Origin of the sequence: Xanthomonas campestris pv. campestris str. ATCC 33913 (assembly GCF_000007145.1) — a bacterium.
Classification (GTDB): domain Bacteria; phylum Pseudomonadota; class Gammaproteobacteria; order Xanthomonadales; family Xanthomonadaceae; genus Xanthomonas; species Xanthomonas campestris.
On the sequence record NC_003902.1, the window covers coordinates 769,917 to 789,786 of the forward strand.

The following is a 19,870-nucleotide window of genomic DNA, read 5'->3' on the forward strand; positions in this document are numbered from 1 at the left end:
ACTGGCCGATTCGGCCTGGGCGGATGCAGTGCTGTCACGGGGAGCGCGTCGCGCATGCGACGTGTCATTGCATCACTCATTCAAGAGAATTCAACACCATGTCGACTGCATCGACAGTTGTGGGTCGTACGGTTGTGGGCGTCGTTCTGGGCGCTGCGTTGTTGTCGGGCACCGCGTATGCGGCAGACCCTGCACTGGAAGTGGCCACCACCGGCTGGGCCACCCAGAACGGCGGCACCAAGGGAGGCTCCAAGGCGGCGGCGGCAGACATTTACACCGTCACCAACGCGGCCCAGCTCAAGGCGGCCTTGAAGGCCAAGGCCGGCAGCAACGGCCGCATCATCAAGATCAAGGGTGTCATCGACATCAGCGAAGGCAAGGCCTACACCAAGACCTCGGACATGAAGAGCCGTGGTCGCCTGGATGTGCCGACCAAGACCAGCCTGATCGGCGTCGGCACCAATGCCGAAATCCGCGAAGGCTTTTTCTACGTCAAGGCCAACGACGTCATTGTGCGCAATCTCACCATCGAGAATCCGTGGGATCCGGAGCCGGTGTGGGATGCCGACGACGGCGATGCAGGCAACTGGAACTCCGAATACGACGGGTTGACCGTGGAAGGCGCCAGCAACGTGTGGGTGGACCATGTGACCTTCACCGACGGCCGCCGCACCGATGATCAGAACGGCACCGCCAACGGCCGCCCCAAGCAGCATCACGATGGTGCGATGGACGTCAAGAAGGGCGCCAACTACGTGACCATTTCGTATTCGGTGTTCAAGTCGCACGAGAAGAACAGCCTGATCGGCTCCAGCGACAGTGCATCGAGCACCGACTCCGGCAAGCTCAAGGTCACCATCCACAACACCTTGTTCCAGGACATTGCCGCACGTGCGCCGCGCGTACGCTTCGGCCAGGTGCATCTGTACAACAACTACCACCTCGGCAGCACCAGCAATAAGGTGTACCCGTTCTCGCATGCGCATGGCGTGGGCAAGGAATCGAAGATCTTCTCCGAGAACAATGCCTTCGACATCAGCGGCGTGAGCAGCTGCACCAAGATTGCTGGCGACTACAAGGGCAGCGTGTACCGTGACCAGGGCTCGTTGATCAACGGCAAGGCACTGACCTGCAGCTGGAACAGCAACATCGGCTGGAAGCCGCCGTATACCTACAACATCCTGCCGGCCAACAAGGTGGCAGCGGACGTCAAGGCCAAGGCTGGCGCCGGCAAGCTGTAACGCCGAGCGCATCCTGCACCGCTGCGTCATGCAGCGGTGCGAACGCAGCACACAACGCCTGCAGCGATGCAGGCGTTGTGCGTTGTGTGCAATGGCGTGTGTGCTGTGCCGATGGCCTGCGTGGCAGGCCGCGCAGCGTGGGTGACAAGGCCGACCCGGATGCTCGTTTAACGACGCGCACGGCCTGGCGATTCAGTCGGCGCTGCTGTCGGAGCACGACGTGTTCCGGATCGGTGGGACCCGTGGTTGCAGGGATGGAGTGCAGGGCATCGGTGGCCGCACCGATCTCGATCGCGTGGAGCAGATCAACGGCGCGCGGATGGTGTGCATGCTCACTACCGCGATCGGTTGGAAGCCGCGTGATGCGTACAGTCGGTTGCCGAGCACGGCCGTGGCTGCGGCGGTGCTGGCGTATAGGGGCGCCGGAGGACCTTAGACCGGCTAACAAAACGTCGCGTCCGCCTGGCGCCTGCGCAGTCGTTGTGATCGCTGATTTTAACCGGTAAGTGCCGCAGCCCAATGGCTGCGGACAGTGCATGCATCAAACGCCTGCGCCATCTGGCGCAGGCGTCGTTGCTTCAGAGCTTGGCGCGCTGCTCGCGCAGACCGGTCAGCTGGGTGGTCCAGTCGTTCAAGCGTGCGCGTTCCTGCTCGACCACCGCCGCTGGTGCGTTCTGCACGAAGGTGGCGTTGCCGAGCTTGCCGTTGCACTTGCCGATCTCGTTCTCCACGCGCTTGATCTCCTTGTCCAGGCGGGTGCGTTCGGCATCCATGTCGACCAGGCCTTCCAGCGGCACCAGCAAGGTGAGCTCGCCAACAATGGCAGCGGCGGCCGGCGGAGCCTCCTGGCCGGCGGCCAGCCAGTCGATGGCTTCCAACTTCAGCAGGAACGCCAGCTGCGAGGCGAAACGCGCCACGCGCGCACGGTCGTCGCTGCTGCCGGCCTGCAACCACAGGCGCACCTGCTTGGATGGCGGCACGTTCAATTCGCTGCGCACGCGGCGCAGTGCCGAGACCATCGCCTTGAGCCATTCGATATCGGCTTCTGCACCGGCGTAACCGCTGGTGTCGACATCGCCACGCTGCGGAAAGGCTTGCAGCGAGATCGTGTCACCGGTAATGCCCAGGCGCGGCGCCACCTGCTGCCACAGTTCTTCGGTCACGAACGGGGTGAGCGGATGCAGCAGCCGCAACAGTGCTTCCAGCACGTAGAGCAGCGTGTGGCGGGTGCTGTCGGCGGCGTCCTGCACCGCGCCGTTGAGCGCAGGCTTGGCGAGTTCGACAAACCAATCGCAGAACGCATTCCAGGCGAATTCGTACAGCGTTTGCGCGAGCAGGTCGAACCGGTAATTGGCGTAATGCGCCTGTGCTTCGGCGGCCACCGCGTCCAGGCGCGCCAGGATCCACCGTTCGGTTTCGGTCTGCGGTTGCGGCACGCCGCTGAACTGTGCGCCTTCGGTGTTCATCAGTGCGAAGCGCGTGGCATTCCACAGCTTGTTGCAGAAATTCTTGTAACCCTCGGCGCGGCCCAGATCGAACTTGATGTCGCGGCCATGCGTGGCGAGTGCGGCGATGGTGAAGCGCAGCGCGTCGGCGCCGTGGGCGATGATGCCGTCCGGGAATTCCTTGCGTGTGGCCTTTTCGATCTTTTCGGCCATGCGCGGCTGCATCAGGCCGCTGGTGCGCTTGGCCACCAAATCTTCAATGCTGATGCCGTCGATGATGTCCAGCGGGTCGAGCACGTTGCCCTTGGACTTGGACATCTTCTGGCCCTGCGCATCGCGAATCAGGCCGGTGATATAGACATCGCGGAACGGCACCTGCCCGGTGAAGCTGTCGGTGGCCATGATCATGCGCGCCACCCAGAAGAAGATGATGTCGAACCCGGTGACCAGCACCGACGACGGCAAGTAGCGGGCGAAACCGCGCTCATCCATCGCCTGCGCATCCGGCCAGCCCAATGTGGAGAACGGCCACAGCTGCGAGGAGAACCAGGTTTCCAGCACGTCGCTGTCCTGATGCAAGGCAACCTCTGCACCCAGACCATGCGTGGCGCGCACCTGCGCTTCGTCGTGGCCGACATAGCACTTGCCCGCCTCGTCGAACCACGCCGGAATGCGGTGGCCCCACCACAGCTGACGGCTGATGCACCAATCCTGGATGTTTTCCATCCAGTGGCGATAGGTGTTGATCCAGTTCGGCGGCACGAACTTGACCTGGCCGCTTTCCACCAGCTCCAGGCCTCGCTTGGCCAGCGCATCCATCTTCACGAACCACTGGTCAGTGAGATACGGCTCGATCACCTGGCCGGTACGGTCGCCGCGCGGCACCTGCAGCTTGTGGGGTTTGGTTTCCACCAACAGCCCCAGGTCTTCCAGCTCGGACAGCACCAGCTTGCGCGCGTCGTAACGATCCAGACCGCGGTAGCGCTCCGGTGCGTTGTCGTTGATGGCGGCGGTGACGGTGAACAGGTTGATCAGCGGCAAGTCATGCCGCACACCCACCTGGTAATCGTTGAAGTCATGCGCCGGCGTGACCTTGACCACGCCGGTGCCGAACGCGCGGTCCACGTAATCGTCGGTGATCACCGGCACCAGACGGCCGGTCAGCGGCAGCACGATCTGTGCGGCATGCAGGGTGGCGTAGCGCGCATCGTCCGGGTGCACCATCACCGCGGTATCGCCGAGCATGGTTTCCGGGCGCGTGGTGGCCACCACCAGGTAATCGCGGGTTTCGCGCAGGGTCTCGACGCCATCGGCATCATGCTCGACGTGTTCGTAGGTCACACCGTCGGCGAGCGGGTAGCGGATCGACCACAAAAAGCCGTCTTCTTCGACGTTTTCCACTTCCAGATCGGAGATGGCGGTCTTCAGCACCGGGTCCCAGTTGACCAGGCGTTGGCCGCGGTAGATCAGGCCCTGTTCGTACCAGCGCACGAACGCCTCGGTGACCGCGGCCGAGGGCTGCGGGTCCATGGTGAAGGTGCTGCGCGACCAATCGCTGGAGGTGCCCAGCCGGCGCATCTGGCGCTCGATGGTGTCGCCGGATTGCGCCTTCCATTCCCACACCTTGGCGATGAAGCCCTCACGCCCCAGCGTGTCGCGCGTTTCGCCCTTGCCTTCCAGCGCGAGGTTGCGCGAGACCACCATTTCCGTGGCGATGCCGGCATGGTCGGTACCCACCTGCCACAAGGTGTCGTAGCCGCGCATGCGGTGGTAACGCACCAGCGCATCCATCAAGGTCTGCTGGAACGCATGCCCCATGTGCAGCGTGCCGGTCACGTTCGGCGGCGGCAGCAACACGGTGTAAGGCTCGCCGCTGCCGGACGGCTTGAAATGCCCGGCCGACTCCCACTGTGCGTACAAGCGCGATTCGAACGAGGAGGGGTCGTAGCTGGAGGCGAGTTGTGTCATGGTGGAATCAAAAGGAGACTGGAAATTTGAATGATCGAAGCGGCGCTAGTTAGCACCAGAATGCAGTTTTTTTCGTTTTTCAGAGATGGGAAGTAAGGTAATTGGAAAATCTGTCAGTGATTCATTGCGCCATAAGCTTGTGTCAGCTTACGCAGTCCATCGCGAAACTTACAGAAGCTTGGAGACTGATTGAGCTCTACATCCATCTTGGGGCAGATATGGTCGGCCCATGCATGCTTGACCTCGCCAGGTAGCGGCCAGCCAGCTTTCATGATGGCTGCAGATCCGCCAGGGTGAACTGCGTCCGCCAAGAGCTCCCAGGTTCCACAGATGCTGTCCTGCTGGTAGCCCGAAAGTATTTCTTTTCTTGCTTTTGGATAGGCAGCGAGCACAGCTGGCTTGTCACCCAGGAACCAGGATTCCATTTCCTCGATCGCGAGGCGAAAAAGAGTCTTCGGCGCCGGATTGCACCGCTGCAGCACGGCTTTCAAATCGGCCAGGAAAGTAGCGCAGTCGCGTCGATCACTATCTAAGACAACAACTACTGCGTCTACGCCTTGCGTCCTGCCGTACCCGCTGAGGAGTCTGGGAAGCTGGTTCAATAATGCGCGCTTCGCAGGGTCTGCAGTAGTCGAAAGGCCGGCTGGTAGTCGTCCGATTCCTTTGTAGGGGTGGATGCGCCACGTATGCGGTTCTCCATGGAGCCCGATGACGGCTGGCAGCAGCATGCTCACCACCTTGGCGCCAGAACTGTCTTCCACAAGGACTTCAATATGCATACTTATTTTGTATCCAAGTAGTCGCCATACCAAAGTCCACCGAGGGGCAATCCTTCTTCTACGAGATTACGCACCAAATCGATATCGGACGCCCGGCAAATGGTGGAAAATCCATTTTTTCCTTTCTCGAGTATCCAGACTTCCTTGGTTGAAAGTGCATCTACGAAATAGGGCTGGTGGGTGGTGACGAAGATCTGTGGGGCGTTCTTCTTTCCCGTGGCATGGCTTCGCAGTTCACTCGCAAGTGAATCGAGTAATCGATGGTAAAGACCGTTCTCGGGCTCCTCGATGCAGATAAATGGTGGTGGTTCAGGATCTTCCATCAAGAGCAGGTATGCAAATATTTTCAGCGTTCCATCCGACATCTGGCCAGCATAGAAGGGATCGTTGAAGGCACCATCGTTGAATTGAAGAAGGACGCGTTTGTCTTGCGTCACAGTTGTTCTGATGCTGTGCACGCCAGGAATTTTTGCCGCGATACGGTCAAGGATTGTTTTGAAACGTTCTTTATGTTCGCGTTCCATATATTGAACGACGTTTCCGATGTTTTCGCCATGCACATCGAGATGTCGCTGAGCCCCGGCCGAAGGTATGGAGCGTGCAGAGTCCGGGTGGAAATAGGAGAGATGCCAGCCTTTCAGGAAGTCGCGGAAACGCTTGATGCGCGGATGCTCTTTCAATGTGCCAAGAGTTGCAATTCCCAACTGGCGCAAATCAGTGAGCTCCACATCCTCTTGAGCGCGATCTTCTTCGCCGCTGGATGTTTCCACCGCTTCTTCGCCAGCCCATACCTTTCCAACGCCGTGATGCAGGCGTAAGAATGGGTAGGGGCGGCCGTGTTTCTGTCCTTTGCGACGTTGCTTGAGAACCTCTGACTCGACGAATGGTCGCCCGCTGCTGTCCAGATTGATGGCCAGCTCGTAGGTGATGGGGCGTTCGCCCTTGGCTTCTCGGTAATAGATATCGAACCGTATGGATTCCTCAGTTCCCAAGGAGCGCATGCGCTCAAAGCCTCCGCGTTGTTTATCGTCGCAGGCCGATTCCACGTCCTTCGATAAGCAGTCGGCGACAAAGCCGAAGGCATCGAATAGCGTGCTTTTTCCGACACCGTTCTTGCCGATGACAACGGTGAAAGGAGTCAGCGGATCACCCTGCTGTTCAGCAGATAGGCGTCCAAGCGTGATATCGCGCAGCGCGCGATAGTTGCGGACACGAAAGCCTTCGATTAATGCCATATCCTTCCCCTACATGTCGTATTTCGTGAGTTCCAGGCCCAGGGCCTTGTACTGCTTCCAGCGTTCGCGCAGCGGTTCGCGGGCGGCGGGGTCGGCGGGCACCACTTCCAGCACGCGGTCGCAGGCGCCCAGGTACGGGTCGTCGCGCAGGTTGATCACCAGCGGGCGCGAGGGCGCGGCGAACTCGGGCGTTGCGATCAGCACCGGCGCCAGTTCGTCTTCCTCATCGGTGCCGGCGATCTGGTGCGGCACATAGGCTTCGTCGTCGAACGCCCACAACAGGTCATCCAGCGCCTCGGCCTGTGCGGCATCGCGCGCCAGGATCAGCGTGGACAGGTTGGCATCGTTGGCCTTGCGCGCCAGCTCGCAGACCAGCCGCAGCGGTTCGTCGAGGAAGCGCGGTTTGGCGATCAGGTAAAAGTCGGCACGGGGCATCAGGGCAGGGAATCGGGAGAGGAGAGTTGGGAATGGTCACGGCACCGCCGCGACCTCGAAGGTCGCGGCGGTGCCTGAAAGGAAAGGGCTTTCACGATTCCCTATTCCCGATTTTCAATTCCCACCTTCGGCGCGGTCCAGCAACCACTGGGTCAGCAGGCCGACCGGGCGGCCGGTGGCCATGCCGCGCTTGCCTTCGTCGCTGGCCACGCCGGCGATGTCCAGATGCGCCCAGCGCTGGTTTTCGGTGAAGCGCGACAGGAAGCAGCCGGCGGTGATCGCGCCACCCCAGCGGCCGCCGATGTTGTAGACGTCGGCGAAGGTGGAATCCAGCAGGCCCTGGTATTCGTCCCACAGCGGCAGGCGCCAGGCGCGGTCGAACACGTGCTCGCCGGCGGCCAGCAGTTCATTGGCCAGATCGTCGTGCTTGCTCATCAATCCGGCGGTCTGGTGGCCCAGGGCCACCATGCAGGCGCCGGTCAGCGTGGCCACGTCCACCAGCGCTTCGGGGTTGAAGCGCTCGGCGTAGGTCAGCGCATCGCACAGGATCAGGCGGCCTTCGGCGTCGGTGTTGCCGACCTCGATGGTCTTGCCGGACATGCTGGTGATCACGTCCGAGGGACGATAGGCATTGCCGTCGATGGCGTTTTCCACCGCCGGCACCACCACCACCAGGTTGATCGGCAGCTCGGCCTTGACCGTGGCCACGAAGGTGCCGATGACGTTGGCGCCGCCGCACATGTCGTACTTCATTTCCTCGATGCCGCCCTGCGTCTTGAGGTTGACGCCACCGGTATCGAAGGTGATGCCCTTGCCGACCAGCACGTAGGGGCGCGCCTCGCCGCCGCCGTTCCACTTCAGCACGATCAGGCGCGGGCGGTTGGCCGAGCCACGCGCCACCGACAACAGCGAGCCCATGCCCAGCGCTTCCATCTGCTGCTCGTCCAGGATCTCGGCCTCGGCGCCGGGGAACTTGCCGGCGAAGGCGGCCGCGGTCTCGGCCAGGTAGGCCGGGGTGCAGTAGTTCGGCGGCAGGTTGCCCAGCTCGCGGGCGAACTCCACGCCTTCGGCGGTGGCGATACCCACGGCCAGGGCGCGGGCGTCGTCGCCGGCGATCGCCAGGGTGGTCAGGCCGGTGTCGTCGACCTTCTTCTTGCCCAGCGTGGCGGTGTAGCGGTAGGCGGCATGGTCGCTGACGATGACGGCCTGGCGGATGTTCCAGGCTGCGTCGCGTGCCTTGACGGGCAGTTCGGTCAGGGTGAGCAGGGCGGTGCCGATCGGGCCGGTCTTCAATGCGCGGGCCGCATCGCCGATGGCCTTGAGGTAGGGCGCCACGCCAAACTTGGCGGCATCGCCCAGGCCCACCACCAGCACGCGCGGGGCCTGCACGCCGGGCAGGTCATGCACCAGGCTGGTGGTGCCGGTCTTGGTGGCCACATCGCCCCGTGCCACCAGCGCCGTCAGGCGGCCCTGGCTGGCGCTGTCCAGCGCCTGGGCAGCGGGCGAGAGGGTCTTGTCGGCGAACGCGCCAACCACGATGCAGTCGACGTGGGCGCTTGCCGGCGCGTCTTGGTTCAGGGTGAATTGCAGGGCCATTGATCAGATTCCGTAGGCAAATCCGTACAATCGCGGGCTGTTTACGCCAACCTGACTAGGCTGGCGGCGCCGCGAACGAATCCGAGAGTTTAAAACAAGCCCACCCTATGCCGAAGCTCGATCGATATCTGCTTAGCGATTTCACCCAGAGCTTCCTGGCAACCCTCATCGTGCTGCTGGTCGTGAGCGTGGGCGGGGTGCTAGTGGATATCCTCGGCAATATTGCCGATGGCCGTATCCCCGCGCGGTTGCTGCTGTCCCAGGTGGGTCTGCAATTCGTTGCCTACCTGCCGATCATCCTGCCGCTGGCGCTGATGCTGGGCCTGCTGCTGGCGCTGGCGCGGCTGTACCGCGATTCAGAAATGGCGGTCATCACGGCGATTGGCATCGGCCCGCGGCGCATGCTGCGCCCGATCCTGTGGCTGGTGGTGCCGGTGGTGGTGGTGATTGGCGCCTGCTCGTTGTGGCTGGGCCCCTGGGCCAGCCGCACCGCCGAGCTGATGCTGGAAGACGCCAACCGCAGCGTGGTGATGGCCGGCCTGGAATCGGGCAAGTTCACCCCGTTGTCCGGCGGCGGCGTGGTCTACCTGACCACCATCTCCCCCGACGGCAAGGGCCTGGGCAAGGTCTTCATGCAGCGCCAGAAGGATGACCGCATCGACGTGGTCACCGCCGAGCGCGGCGCCATGTTCTTCGAGGGCAAGACCGACCGCTACCTGCGCCTGGAAGATGGCCATCGCATCGAAGGCCCGGCTGGTGCGCAAGGCCTGGACTACCGCTTGATGACCTTCGCCAGCAACGATGTGGCCCTGCCGGACCGCACCAAGGCGCACGACGCCAACGACCCGGAAGTGATGTCCACGTTCAAGCTCATCGGGGATGCGCGGCCGATCGCGCGCGCCGAGCTGCACCGGCGCCTTGCCCCGCCGCTGCTGGCGCTGGCCTTCGCATTGCTGACCCTGCCGCTGTCGCGCAGTGCGCCGCGGCAGCAGCGCTACGGCCGCATCATGCTGGCGTTTCTGGCCTACCTGGTCGGCACCAACCTGATGATCGTCGGCACCCAGTGGATCGCCAACGGCAAGGTGCCGGGCGCGCTTGGGCTGTGGTGGCTCACGCTGCCGCTGCTGGCGGTATCGATCTGGGCCTATGCCCGCGATGGCCGGTTGTCGCGGCCGAGGGCGCGCGCATGAAGCTGATGCCGCGGGTCCATGACTGGTATGTGGGGCGCGCCGTGCTGTTCACGGTGCTGCTGACCTGGGCCGTGCTGCTGGGCCTGGACGTGGTCAACGCGTTTGCCAGCGAGGCCAAGAGTATCGGCCAGGGCAGTTACAGCTTTGGCCATGCCATCGCCTTTGTCGCCTACACGGTGCCGCGCCGGGCCTACACCTTGTTCCCGACCGCGGCGGTGATCGGCGCGCTGATGGGCCTGGGCCAGCTGGCGGCGACCTCCGAGCTGACCGCGTTGCGGGCGCTGGGCGTGTCGCGCAAGCGCATGTCTGCCTCGGTCGTGGTGGCGATGGCCTTGCTCACCGCGACCATGGTAATCAGCGGCGAGACCGTGGGCCCGTGGGCACAGAGTCAGGCCGATACGCTCAAGACCAGCGCCCGCTATCAGAGCGATATGACCTCGGCACGGTATTCCGGCCTGTGGGCGCGCGAAGGCGATACGTTCCTCAATGCACTCAGTGGCGAGGAACAGTTGCTGGACAATGGCGGAACTGCGTTGACCCTGCACGACGTGCGGCTTTACCACCTCGATGCAAACGGGCAGATGCAGCAACTGACCTACGCCGCGGTCGCCGAGCACCGTGAGGGCCGCTGGACGCTGCGTCAGGTGCGCCGTGATACCTTTCAGGCACGATCCGTGCAGCGCGAGACCTTCCCCGAATTGCCGTGGCAGTCGCAGCTCAACCCCAAGGCGCTGGCGGCCGGCCTGGCCAAGCCGCGCAACCTGTCTGTACATGATCTGGGGCAGAGCATCGAGTATCGCCGTCGCAACGGCCTTGATGCCAGCGATTACGAAGATCAGTACTGGAGCCGCTGGTTCTACCCGCTCAACGTGCTGGCGCTGTGTCTGGCGGCGATCCCGTTCTCGTTCGGTTCGTTGCGCAGCGGCGGCCTGGGCAAGCGCTTGTTCCTGGGCATCCTGTTCGCGCTGGGCTTCTGGCTGCTGCAGCTGTTTTTCGGACGCATGGCCGGTGCGCTCAAGCTCGACTACCGCATCGCCTATGCCTTGCCGCCCATGGTGATGCTGGGAGTCTCGGCGTGGTTGTTCCGGCGGCGCAGCAGCTGATGCGCAAGCGCTGGCTGAGTGTTTTCGGCCTGGTGCTGTGCGTGCCGTACGCTGTCCTGATCGTGCAGTGCCTGCGTTGGGCACACGATCCGCAGGTCGATTACAAAAGCCGGTTGGTGTGGAAGCAGTTACCGGTGCTGCTGCAGTCGATGGTCGCAGAAGGCCTGGGCCTGACAGTGCTGCTGGGTTGGCTTCCCTGGGCAATGGCCTATGTGCTGATGGCGGCGCCCATGTTCGTGGGGCTCTACCTGTTGGGTAAGGTGGTGGAAGACACCATCAGAGGTCATCACCCGTTTTGGAAGGATGCTTCCAACCCCGGTGCAGACAAGTAGTGAGTTGGGCGCCTCGTTTCCGTGTTTGACAGACGTGCAAACGCGCTGGGTGACACGGTGCAGTGCACGGCCATGCGCCTTGATCGGGTAGTTGGGCCGTCGAACTGGCACGGTTTTAGCCACCGGCAAGTATAGTTGCGCGGCCGCCGCGTCCCGCTGCGACGGCAGGCGTCCAGGCGGCACCTAACCTCACGCTGCCCGGGAACGTCAGGTCGGTTTTTTTGCGATCCGCTGCAGCCTGGTGCCACTCGCGCGGTCATGCCAGGTCAGCCGGTCGCGATCCAGCCATGCCCACCAGAATCCCACGCCGCCCAGGGCCAGCGACAGCGTGCCGACGGCATAGCGGATCCACAACGCGCGCCAGCAGGCTTGCGGGCCGGTCAATGACAGTCGCCACGGGCGCATGCCCAGCGTCTGGCCCCCATGGCGCCAACTCACCGTGGCGTAGACACCCGCCGCAATCCAGCAGCACAGCCACAACAGCCACTGCCAGCCGCTGAAAGGGGCGATGTTCTCGCGCGCCGGATGCCCGGCCAGGGTGAACCCCAGCGTGAAGCCGGCCGAAAGCATCATCCATAGCGCCAGCACCGGCCAGGCGTCGTAGCACAGTGCCAGCAGTCGCCAGCCCACCAGAGCAGGTGCGCGTGCGGTCAGCGGGGCAGGGATCGAGGTCATGCACGCGAGCATAGCCGGCGCGGGCGATCGGGCAAGCGGGCGATGCGGGGCTACCGTCAGCGCAGCGGCAGGCCCTAAGCTTGGGCGATGTCTGCCAGCAGTCCCGCCGAACGCCGCCAACGTGCCCAGCAACTGCCGCCCCTGCGGGCGGAGGACGATCAGGCGATCCAGCGCTTCCTGGATCGGTTGTGGGCCGAACAGGGCGTGGCGCGCCAGACCCTGGACAGCTATCGGCGCGATCTGGAAGGGCTGGCGCGATGGCGCGATGGCGCCGGCGGTGGCCTGCAGGGCGCCGACCGCAGCGCGCTATTCGACTATCTGCGCTGGCGCACCGAGGCGCGCTACGCGCCGCGCAGCAATGCGCGCCTGCTCTCGACCCTGCGCGGCTTCTACGCGCTGTGCCTGCGCGATGGCGTGCGCAGCGACGACCCTACCGCGCTGCTGGATCCGCCGCGCTTGCCGCGCTCGCTGCCCAAGGCCCTGACCGAAAGCCAGATCGATGCGCTGCTGGCGGCCCCGGAGATCGGCACGCCGCTGGGCCTGCGCGATCGCGCCATGCTCGAACTCATGTATGCGGCCGGCCTGCGCGTCAGCGAGCTGGTCACGCTGCCGGCCGTGGCGATCAACCTGCGCCAGGGCGTGCTGCGGGTCACCGGCAAGGGCAGCAAGGAACGGCTGGTGCCGCTGGGCGAGGAGTCCCAGCACTGGCTGGAACGTTATCTGGAGACCGCGCGGCCCACGTTGTCCGAACGCAAGGCGGTGCCAGCGGTGGACGGGCAGGTCCCCCTGTTCATCGACGCCGCGCGCCGGCCGCTGAGCCGCCAGCAGTTCTGGGGCCTGGTCAAACGCTATGCAGCGGTTGCCGGCATCGACCCGGACACGGTCAGCCCGCATGGTTTGCGGCACAGTTTTGCCACCCATCTGCTCAATCACGGCGCCGACCTGCGCGCGCTGCAGATGCTGCTGGGGCACAGTTCGCTCTCCACCACCCAGATCTACACGCTGGTGGCGCGCCAGCATCTGCAGACCTTGCACGCCCGGCATCATCCGCGCGGCTGATGCCGCGATTGCGAGCGGTGCGGTGGCTGCGAGCGGTTGCCGCAGCCAGCTAGGCCTTCCCGATGCTCCCGACCGGTGCGGCACTTACGCTTCGCTCCGGCCGCGTCGCAGTTCGCCTCTGGGCGCTTCGATCCGCCCGCCATTGCATCGGGCGCATGCGCGGCGCCTGCAACGAAGCGGTCCAGCGAACGCGGCCAAGCTTCATCCGCGCTGTGCGAGAATCGCGCCATCCCACTGCACTGGATGCGTGAATGTATCGTCTTGCCATCGCCGCATTGCTCGGCGCGATCAGCCTTACCGCCTGCGCGCAGTCTTCGCAGCCGGCCGCGAGCAACACCGCCGCCAAGCCTGCCGCCGCACCGGCCACGGGCAATGTGGACCAGCGCGTGGGCGCCGCGCTCAAGGCGCTGGACCCGGATTTCAAGCCGGACTACATCGGCGCGGCCCCGTTCCCGGGCTTCCGCGAAGTGGTCGTCGGCGGGCAGGTGCTGTACGTCAGCGATGACGGCCGGTACCTGATCCAGGCGCAGCCGTTCGACATCCAGAACAAGCAGTTCGCCGCCAGCGAGGGCCTGCTGGCCTACCGCCGCAAGCAGCTGCAGACCGTTCCCAAGGCCGACCGCATCGTGTTCGCGCCGGCCAACCCGAAGTACACCGTGACGGTGTTCACCGATGTGGAATGCGGCTACTGCCGCAAGCTGCACAGCGAGATCGGTGAGCTCAACAAGCAGGGCATCGCGGTGGAATATCTGGCCTTCCCGCGCATGGGCCTGGGCAGCCAGGACCACAAGGAAATGATCGCGGTGTGGTGCGCAGCCGACCGCAAGCAGGCGCTCACCGCGGCCAAGTCCGGCCAGCCGGTCAACGCCAAGGACTGCAAGAACCCGGTGTCGATGGAGTACACCCTGGGCCAGCGCCTGGGCGTGAACGGCACCCCGGCGATCTTCGCGCCCGACGGCACCCAGCTGGGTGGCTACCTGCCGCCGGCACAGCTGCGCGAGGCGCTGGAAAAGCGCGCGGTCACCACGGCGGGCGGCAGCCGCTAAGGGCGGTCATGCCGGGCCAAGCCCGGTAGCGCACGACCGCGGTCTCTGGCCGCGGGACATCAACGAAGGCCGGGATGCATGAGTGTCCCGGCCTTTGTGCTGTCTGGGCTGCACGCATGCGCACTTGCCCGCTGCGTGTTGTGTAGGGCATGGGCTGAGGCCAGGTTGAGACCAAGCTCGCCTGGCCGGCCACAGCAGGCCGCAGCGACGGGTCTACAGAAGCTCCGCAGCCCGCCTGATCGGCCGGAACGCGGCAAAGGCGCCCGGTCGGCGCCGGCCGGCCAACCTCCGTTACAATAATCGGCCCCGTTTCTGACACGGTTCCCCGGACATGATGGTCCTCGAGGGCGCTTCCGCCCTTTCGCCGTTCCGCCGCGCTCGGCTCGAAACCCGCCTGCAAACGCTCGTCCCCGCGCTGCGTCTCACTGGCGCCTGGCACGTGTACTTCATCCGTGCCGATGCCGGGCGCACGCCCGACCAGGCCACCTTGCAGCGCATCCTGCAGGCCGAGCCGGCGCCTGCGCCGCGCGATGAGGCTGCCTCTTCGCGCTACGTGGTGCCACGGCTCGGCACGCTGTCGCCGTGGTCGAGCAAGGCCACCGAGCTGATGCGCGGAGCCGGGCAGCCGATCCAGCGCGTGGAGCGCGGCACCCGGATCGATCTGGCCGGGTGGCCGGAAGGCGAGGCCGATCAGGCCGCGGTGGCCAAGCTGTTGCACGACCCGATGACGCAATCGTTGCTCGGCTCGGCCGCAGCGGCCGAAGCGCTGTTCAACGTGCCCGATCCCGGCCAGCTGGAACGCATCCCGCTGGATGCGCTGGAACAGGCCAATGGCGATCTGGGCCTGGCACTGGCGCAGGACGAGATCGACTACCTGCGCGAGCGCTTTGCCGCGCTCGGCCGCGACCCGGCCGACGTCGAACTGATGATGTTCGCGCAGGCCAACTCCGAGCACTGCCGGCACAAGATCTTCAACGCCAGCTGGACCATCGACGGCAAGCCGCAGGAGCGCTCGCTGTTCCGGATGATCAAGCACACCCACCAGCAGACCCCGCAGCACACCTTGTCGGCCTATAGCGACAACGCGGCGGTGGTGGAAGGCGTGCCGGCGGCGCGGTTCCGCCCCGATCCGGCCACCGGCGAATACCGCAGCGAAGCGGTGGTGCCCTCGGCCTTCGCCATCAAGGTGGAAACCCATAACCATCCCACCGCGATTGCGCCGTTCCCGGGCGCGGCCACCGGTGCCGGCGGCGAGATCCGCGACGAAGGTGCCACTGGCCGCGGTGGCAAGCCCAAGGCCGGCCTGACCGGGTTTTCGGTGTCGCATCTGCGCATCCCGACCTTGCCGCAGCCGTGGGAAGCGCCGCGCGCGCTGAATCCGCGCATGGCGCCGGCGCTGGACATCATGCTCGACGGCCCGCTCGGCGGCGCGGCATTCAACAACGAGTTCGGCCGGCCGAACCTGCTTGGCTACTTCCGCAGTTTTGAGCTGGCCGAAGGCCAGGGCCTGACCCGCGCCTACGACAAGCCGATCATGCTGGCCGGCGGCCTGGGCGCGATCGACCGCAACCAGGTCGAAAAGCTGCGCCTGCAACCGGGCGATGCGGTGATCGTGCTGGGTGGCCCGGCGATGCTGATCGGTCTGGGCGGCGGCGCCGCCAGTTCGGTGGCCGCCGGTGACAGCGCCGAGGCGCTGGACTTTGCCAGCGTGCAGCGCGAGAACCCGGAGATGGAACGCCGCTGCCAGGAGGTCATCGACCACTGCGTGGCACTGGGCACCGATAACCCGATCCGCTGGTTCCACGACGTGGGCGCCGGTGGCCTGTCCAACGCGATCCCCGAGTTGCTGCACGACTCCGGCGTGGGCGGGGTGATCGACCTGGCCAGGGTGCCGAGCGACGACCCGTCGCTGTCGCCGCTGGAGTTGTGGTGCAACGAATCGCAGGAACGCTACGTGCTCGGCGTGCCGCAGGCGCGCCTGGACGAATTCGCCGCGATCTGCGCACGCGAACGCTGCCCGTTCGCCGCCGTCGGCGTGGCCACGGCCGAGGAACGGCTGGTGGTGGGGTATGGCGTTTTTGACGCAGCGAATCGGGAATCGGGAATCGGGAATCGCAACAGCGCGTTGCCGGCTGCCGAGGCCGCTTCCGCCCATTCCCTATTCCCCACTCCCGATTCTCCGCTCCCGATCAACCTGCCCATGGACGTGCTGTTCGGCAAGGCGCCGAAAATGCACCGCGATGCCGTGCATCCGGCGGCGCCGCAGTGGCCGGTGCTGCAGACCGGGGCGCTGGATCTGCAGGAGGCCGGGTTGCGCGTGTTGGCGCATCCGACCGTGGCGTCCAAGAGCTTTCTGGTCACCATCGGCGATCGCAGCGTGGGCGGGCTGACCGCGCGTGAACAGATGATCGGGCCGTGGCAGCTGCCGTTGGCCGATTGCGCGATCACGCTGGCCGGGTTCGAGACCTTCGATGGCGAAGCGATGTCGATTGGCGAGCGCACGCCGCTGGCGCTGCTGAACGCCGCGGCCTCGGCGCGCATGGCGGTAGGCGAGGCGATCACCAACCTGTGTGCGGCGCCGGTGCAGACGCTGGACAGCATCAAGCTTTCCGCCAACTGGATGGCTGCCGCCGGACACGCCGGCGAAGACGCCTTGCTGTACGACGCAGTGCGCGCGGTCGGCATGGAACTGTGCCCGGCGCTGGAGCTCAGCATCCCGGTGGGCAAGGACTCGCTGTCGATGCAGGCGCAGTGGCAGGTCGGGAATGGAGAATCGGGAATCGGGAATGGTGAAACGCCAGCACCGTCCGCTTCTGCCATTCCCGATTCCCGACTCCCGATTCCCGGTGAAACGCTGAAAAGCGTTTCACCGGTATCGTTGATCATCAGTGCATTTGCGCCCGTCAGCGATGTGCGTACGCAGCTCACTCCGTTGCTGCAGCGCGAGGATGAGAGCGAGCTGTGGTTGATCGGCCTGGGTGGCGGCAAGCAGCGTCTGGGTGGGTCGGTGCTGGCGCAGGTGTATGCCGATGACAGTGCGTTGCCGGCCTTCGGTGGTGAAACACCGGACCTGGATGACCCGCAGCGGCTGCGCCAGTTCTTTGAACTGATCCGCGATGCACGCGAGGGTGGATTGTTGCTGGCGTATCACGATCGCAGCGATGGCGGTGCGTTTGCCGCGCTGTGCGAAATGGCGTTTGCCTCGCGCCAGGGCCTGGATATCACGCTCGACGCCTGGGGCGATGATGCCTTCCGCAGCCTGTTCAACGAAGAATTGGGCGCGGTGGTGCAGATCGCCAATGAAGACCGCGCCGCGTTTGCCGATCTGGTCGAGCGGCATGCACTGACCGAATGCGCGCAACGCATCGCACGCCCCACCGGCACCCCGCGCGTGCGTGTCAGCGGCCAGGGCCGGGTGTTGGCCGAATGGCGCTGGGAAGCGCTGTTCGATGCCTGGTGGTCGGTGACGCACGCCATGCAGAAGTTGCGCGACAACCCGGACAGTGCCGACGAAGAACGCGCGGTGGCGCGCAACTTCCAGGCGCCGGGGTTGCGCCCGAAGCTGGTGTTCGACCCGTCCGAGGATGTGGCCGCGCCATTCGTGGCGACCGGTGCACGGCCGAAGGTGGCGATCCTGCGCGAGCAGGGCGTCAACGGCCAGATCGAGATGGCCTACAACTTCGAGCGTGCCGGGTTCCGTGCGTTCGACGTGCACATGAGCGACCTGATCGAAGGCCGCGTGGACCTGGCGCAGTTTGCAGGATTTGCGGCTTGCGGCGGCTTCAGCTACGGCGATGTGCTGGGCGCCGGCCGCGGTTGGGCCACCTCGATCCTGGAGCGTGCGGCACTGCGCGATGCGTTTGCCGCATTCTTTGCGCGCAGCGATACCTTTGCGCTGGGCGTGTGCAACGGTTGCCAGATGCTGAGCCAGCTCAAGGACATCATTCCCGGTGCCGAGCACTGGCCGCGCTTCCTGCGCAACCGCAGCGAGCAGTTCGAAGCACGCACGGCGCTGCTGGAAGTGGTGGAGTCGCCGTCGATCCTGCTGCGGGGCATGGCCGGCTCGCGCATTCCGGTGGCAGTGGCGCATGGCGAAGGCCGCGCCGAATTCGACACGGCGGTGGATCAGGCCGCGGCGCGCGTGGCACTGCGCTTCATCGACGGTGACGGCGCGGTGGCTAGTCAGTACCCGCTCAATCCGAACGGGTCGCCCGACGGCATCACCGGCCTGACCAGCACCGATGGGCGCGCCACCATCTTGATGCCGCATCCGGAGCGCACGCCGCGCTCGGTCAATCTGAGCTGGCATCCGGCGGGCTGGGGCGAGGACTCGCCGTGGCTGCGCATGTTCCGCAATGCGCGGGTGTGGTGTGGTTGAGTGATGTGACGCGGCATCGGGTGATGCCGCGTTGAGAGCGTCAACGAACGGCCGTGTGCAGCAATGCACACGGCCGTTGTTGTTTGGGTGATCGGATCGCACGAAAGCTGCGCGCCCGTCGCTGCAATGCGCGCTGATGCCGCCGCAGTTGGCGAGCATCGGCTGTGGGGGGGCGGGGCGCGTACCGCCGAGCTGGCGGGCACCGATTGGACGCGGACGCTACGCCAACATCCACGGGAGAGGAGGCTCTCCCAGCGTGGCATCGCAATGTTGTTGGCCCGAATCAGGCTCACATGGATGCAGCGGTGCTGGATGAGCGGCGCCTACCAAGGATTGGGTGCGATTTGGCTGCTGCACGTCAGCTGCGCAGATGCAGGGGGGGGCTGAGTCAGTGCCCTGCACCTGCTCAATCCAGCGTGGCCGGTGGTCGCGTGTCTGCATCGCATGTTTCTAGAATCTAAAGAAATACCTGATTTTCTATTAACTTAAATGCTGATTGGTATTTATCAAAAAATAATATATTTGCATGCGTGAAGTTAATCTCATCCGGATCTTGCTTTCAAATGGATTCTGTCGGCGTTGCGAGTTATAAAATTTCTGCCATATTTTTTCGGCATATCTATCTTTTTGCTGCTTTGCGCTGTCTATTCCGTCGACAAAAGGTGGGCGATTGCGTTTCACTAAACCCTAAGGGCGGCTTGAGCTCACGGGCGTGGTGATTGTTTTCTTCATGCCGGACCAATCGCAGTCAGGCCTCAATGAAGCAAACTGAGTTGAATGACGGTCGTGAGCGGCGCGTTTATGGCGGAATGGGTCGCATGCCTGCACGTTGAAAATACGCGGGCGATCGGCACCGTTGCTCGGCACCAGCCAGACCGTGCGCCTCAGCGCGCCGCGTGCCGGCACCTACATCGTCAAACTCGATGGCGCCAGCTTCGACGGGGTCAGCCTGCTCGCGCGTCAGTGATCCGACACGCCGTGCTGCGCAACGCGCACGGCGACGATTTGTTGGCGCCCGCGACGCATCCGGGCCCGGCTGATTCCGGCAGCGGCCAACGCGGGGAGCGTTGGCCGCCGGCCTGACCGGTTTCCTGCCCATTTTTTGCGCAACCAAGCCTGCTGGCGTCCTGCCAGCGGGTTTTTTTGTCTTGCCCGGACACGCCTATTCAGCGTGGCGGCGTGCGGCATGGCGTGACCTAGGTGGCTGTTTTCCAAAGATTTATCGAAAAACTAATAAAACCAGCCTGAAGCGTGACGTCTATCACGCTTATGCACGTGGCGTGTCAAAAACTTGACGCCCGATTTGAGCGCTGTTAACACTTCGCCCAGTTCTATGGTTGGGTAGCGTTCATTTTTTGACTATCCCAAGGTGCGGGGAATTCCGCGCA

Annotated in this window: 13 protein-coding genes and 1 pseudogene; 8 read left to right on the forward strand and 6 right to left on the reverse strand. The window is 64.5% G+C overall.

Features of this window, described 5'->3' with window-relative positions; genetic code table 11:
* Positions 1-98 precede the first annotated feature (98 nt).
* Entirely contained in the window at positions 99-1,241 is a 1,143-nt protein-coding gene (locus tag XCC_RS03335) for a pectate lyase family protein (RefSeq protein ID WP_011035887.1), read from the forward strand.
* 578 nt (positions 1,242-1,819) lie between these two features.
* Here XCC_RS03335 and XCC_RS03340 read toward each other — a convergent pair.
* The 5 genes from XCC_RS03340 to XCC_RS03360 form a co-directional block, all read right to left on the reverse strand.
* The gene (locus XCC_RS03340) at positions 1,820-4,654 is read right to left on the reverse strand and encodes a valine--tRNA ligase (RefSeq protein WP_011035888.1); all 2,835 of its coding nucleotides are present in this window, start codon (positions 4,652-4,654) and stop codon (positions 1,820-1,822) included.
* Between the two features lie 113 nt (positions 4,655-4,767).
* Entirely contained in the window at positions 4,768-5,433 is a 666-nt protein-coding gene (locus tag XCC_RS03345) for a hypothetical protein (RefSeq protein ID WP_043921595.1), read from the reverse strand.
* A 2-nt stretch (positions 5,434-5,435) separates the two neighbouring features.
* Positions 5,436-6,668 (reverse strand): AAA family ATPase, encoded by a 1,233-nt coding sequence (locus tag XCC_RS03350; protein ID WP_011035889.1) that lies wholly within the window; start codon positions 6,666-6,668, stop codon positions 5,436-5,438.
* Positions 6,669-6,677: 9 nt separating this feature from the next.
* Positions 6,678-7,103 carry a DNA polymerase III subunit chi gene (locus XCC_RS03355; protein WP_005995970.1) on the reverse strand — a complete coding sequence of 142 codons (426 nt, stop codon included), beginning with the start codon at positions 7,101-7,103 and terminating at the stop codon, positions 6,678-6,680.
* A 114-nt stretch (positions 7,104-7,217) separates the two neighbouring features.
* Positions 7,218-8,699 (reverse strand): leucyl aminopeptidase, encoded by a 1,482-nt coding sequence (locus tag XCC_RS03360; RefSeq protein ID WP_011035890.1) that lies wholly within the window; start codon positions 8,697-8,699, stop codon positions 7,218-7,220.
* Between the two features lie 107 nt (positions 8,700-8,806).
* On the opposite strand from XCC_RS03360, the gene lptF reads away from it, so the two are divergent.
* Genes lptF through XCC_RS03375 form a run of 3 tightly spaced genes read left to right on the forward strand, consistent with a single transcriptional unit; the run spans position 8,807 to position 11,324 of the window.
* Positions 8,807-9,889, forward strand: coding sequence for an LPS export ABC transporter permease LptF (gene lptF, locus XCC_RS03365; RefSeq protein WP_011035891.1), 1,083 nt, complete (start codon positions 8,807-8,809; stop codon positions 9,887-9,889).
* Positions 9,886-10,992: an LPS export ABC transporter permease LptG gene (gene lptG, locus XCC_RS03370; RefSeq protein WP_011035892.1), complete on the forward strand. Its 1,107-nt coding sequence runs from the start codon at positions 9,886-9,888 to the stop codon at positions 10,990-10,992. The genes lptF and lptG overlap by 4 nt, the downstream gene beginning before the upstream one ends.
* On the forward strand, positions 10,992-11,324 hold the full coding sequence (locus tag XCC_RS03375) for a hypothetical protein (RefSeq protein WP_194734184.1): 333 nt from the start codon (positions 10,992-10,994) through the stop codon (positions 11,322-11,324). The genes lptG and XCC_RS03375 overlap by 1 nt, the downstream gene beginning before the upstream one ends.
* A gap of 207 nt (positions 11,325-11,531) precedes the next feature.
* Here the strand turns inward: XCC_RS03375 and XCC_RS03380 are convergent, their stop codons facing one another.
* Positions 11,532-11,999, reverse strand: a complete 468-nt coding sequence (locus XCC_RS03380; RefSeq protein WP_011035894.1) for an RDD family protein — start codon at positions 11,997-11,999, stop codon at positions 11,532-11,534.
* Positions 12,000-12,086: 87 nt separating this feature from the next.
* On the opposite strand from XCC_RS03380, the gene xerD reads away from it, so the two are divergent.
* The 4 genes and pseudogenes from xerD to XCC_RS03400 all read left to right on the forward strand — a co-directional run.
* Positions 12,087-13,058 carry a site-specific tyrosine recombinase XerD gene (gene xerD, locus XCC_RS03385; RefSeq protein WP_011035895.1) on the forward strand — a complete coding sequence of 324 codons (972 nt, stop codon included), beginning with the start codon at positions 12,087-12,089 and terminating at the stop codon, positions 13,056-13,058.
* 251 nt (positions 13,059-13,309) lie between these two features.
* Positions 13,310-14,104 carry a DsbC family protein gene (locus tag XCC_RS03390; protein ID WP_011035896.1) on the forward strand — a complete coding sequence of 265 codons (795 nt, stop codon included), beginning with the start codon at positions 13,310-13,312 and terminating at the stop codon, positions 14,102-14,104.
* Between the two features lie 331 nt (positions 14,105-14,435).
* A complete protein-coding gene (gene purL / locus XCC_RS03395) occupies positions 14,436-18,482 on the forward strand; it encodes a phosphoribosylformylglycinamidine synthase (RefSeq protein WP_011035897.1) in 4,047 nt (1,348 codons plus the stop codon).
* Between the two features lie 862 nt (positions 18,483-19,344).
* A pseudogene (locus XCC_RS03400) lies at positions 19,345-19,449 on the forward strand (serine protease); the annotation flags it as partial.
* Positions 19,450-19,870 lie beyond the last annotated feature (421 nt).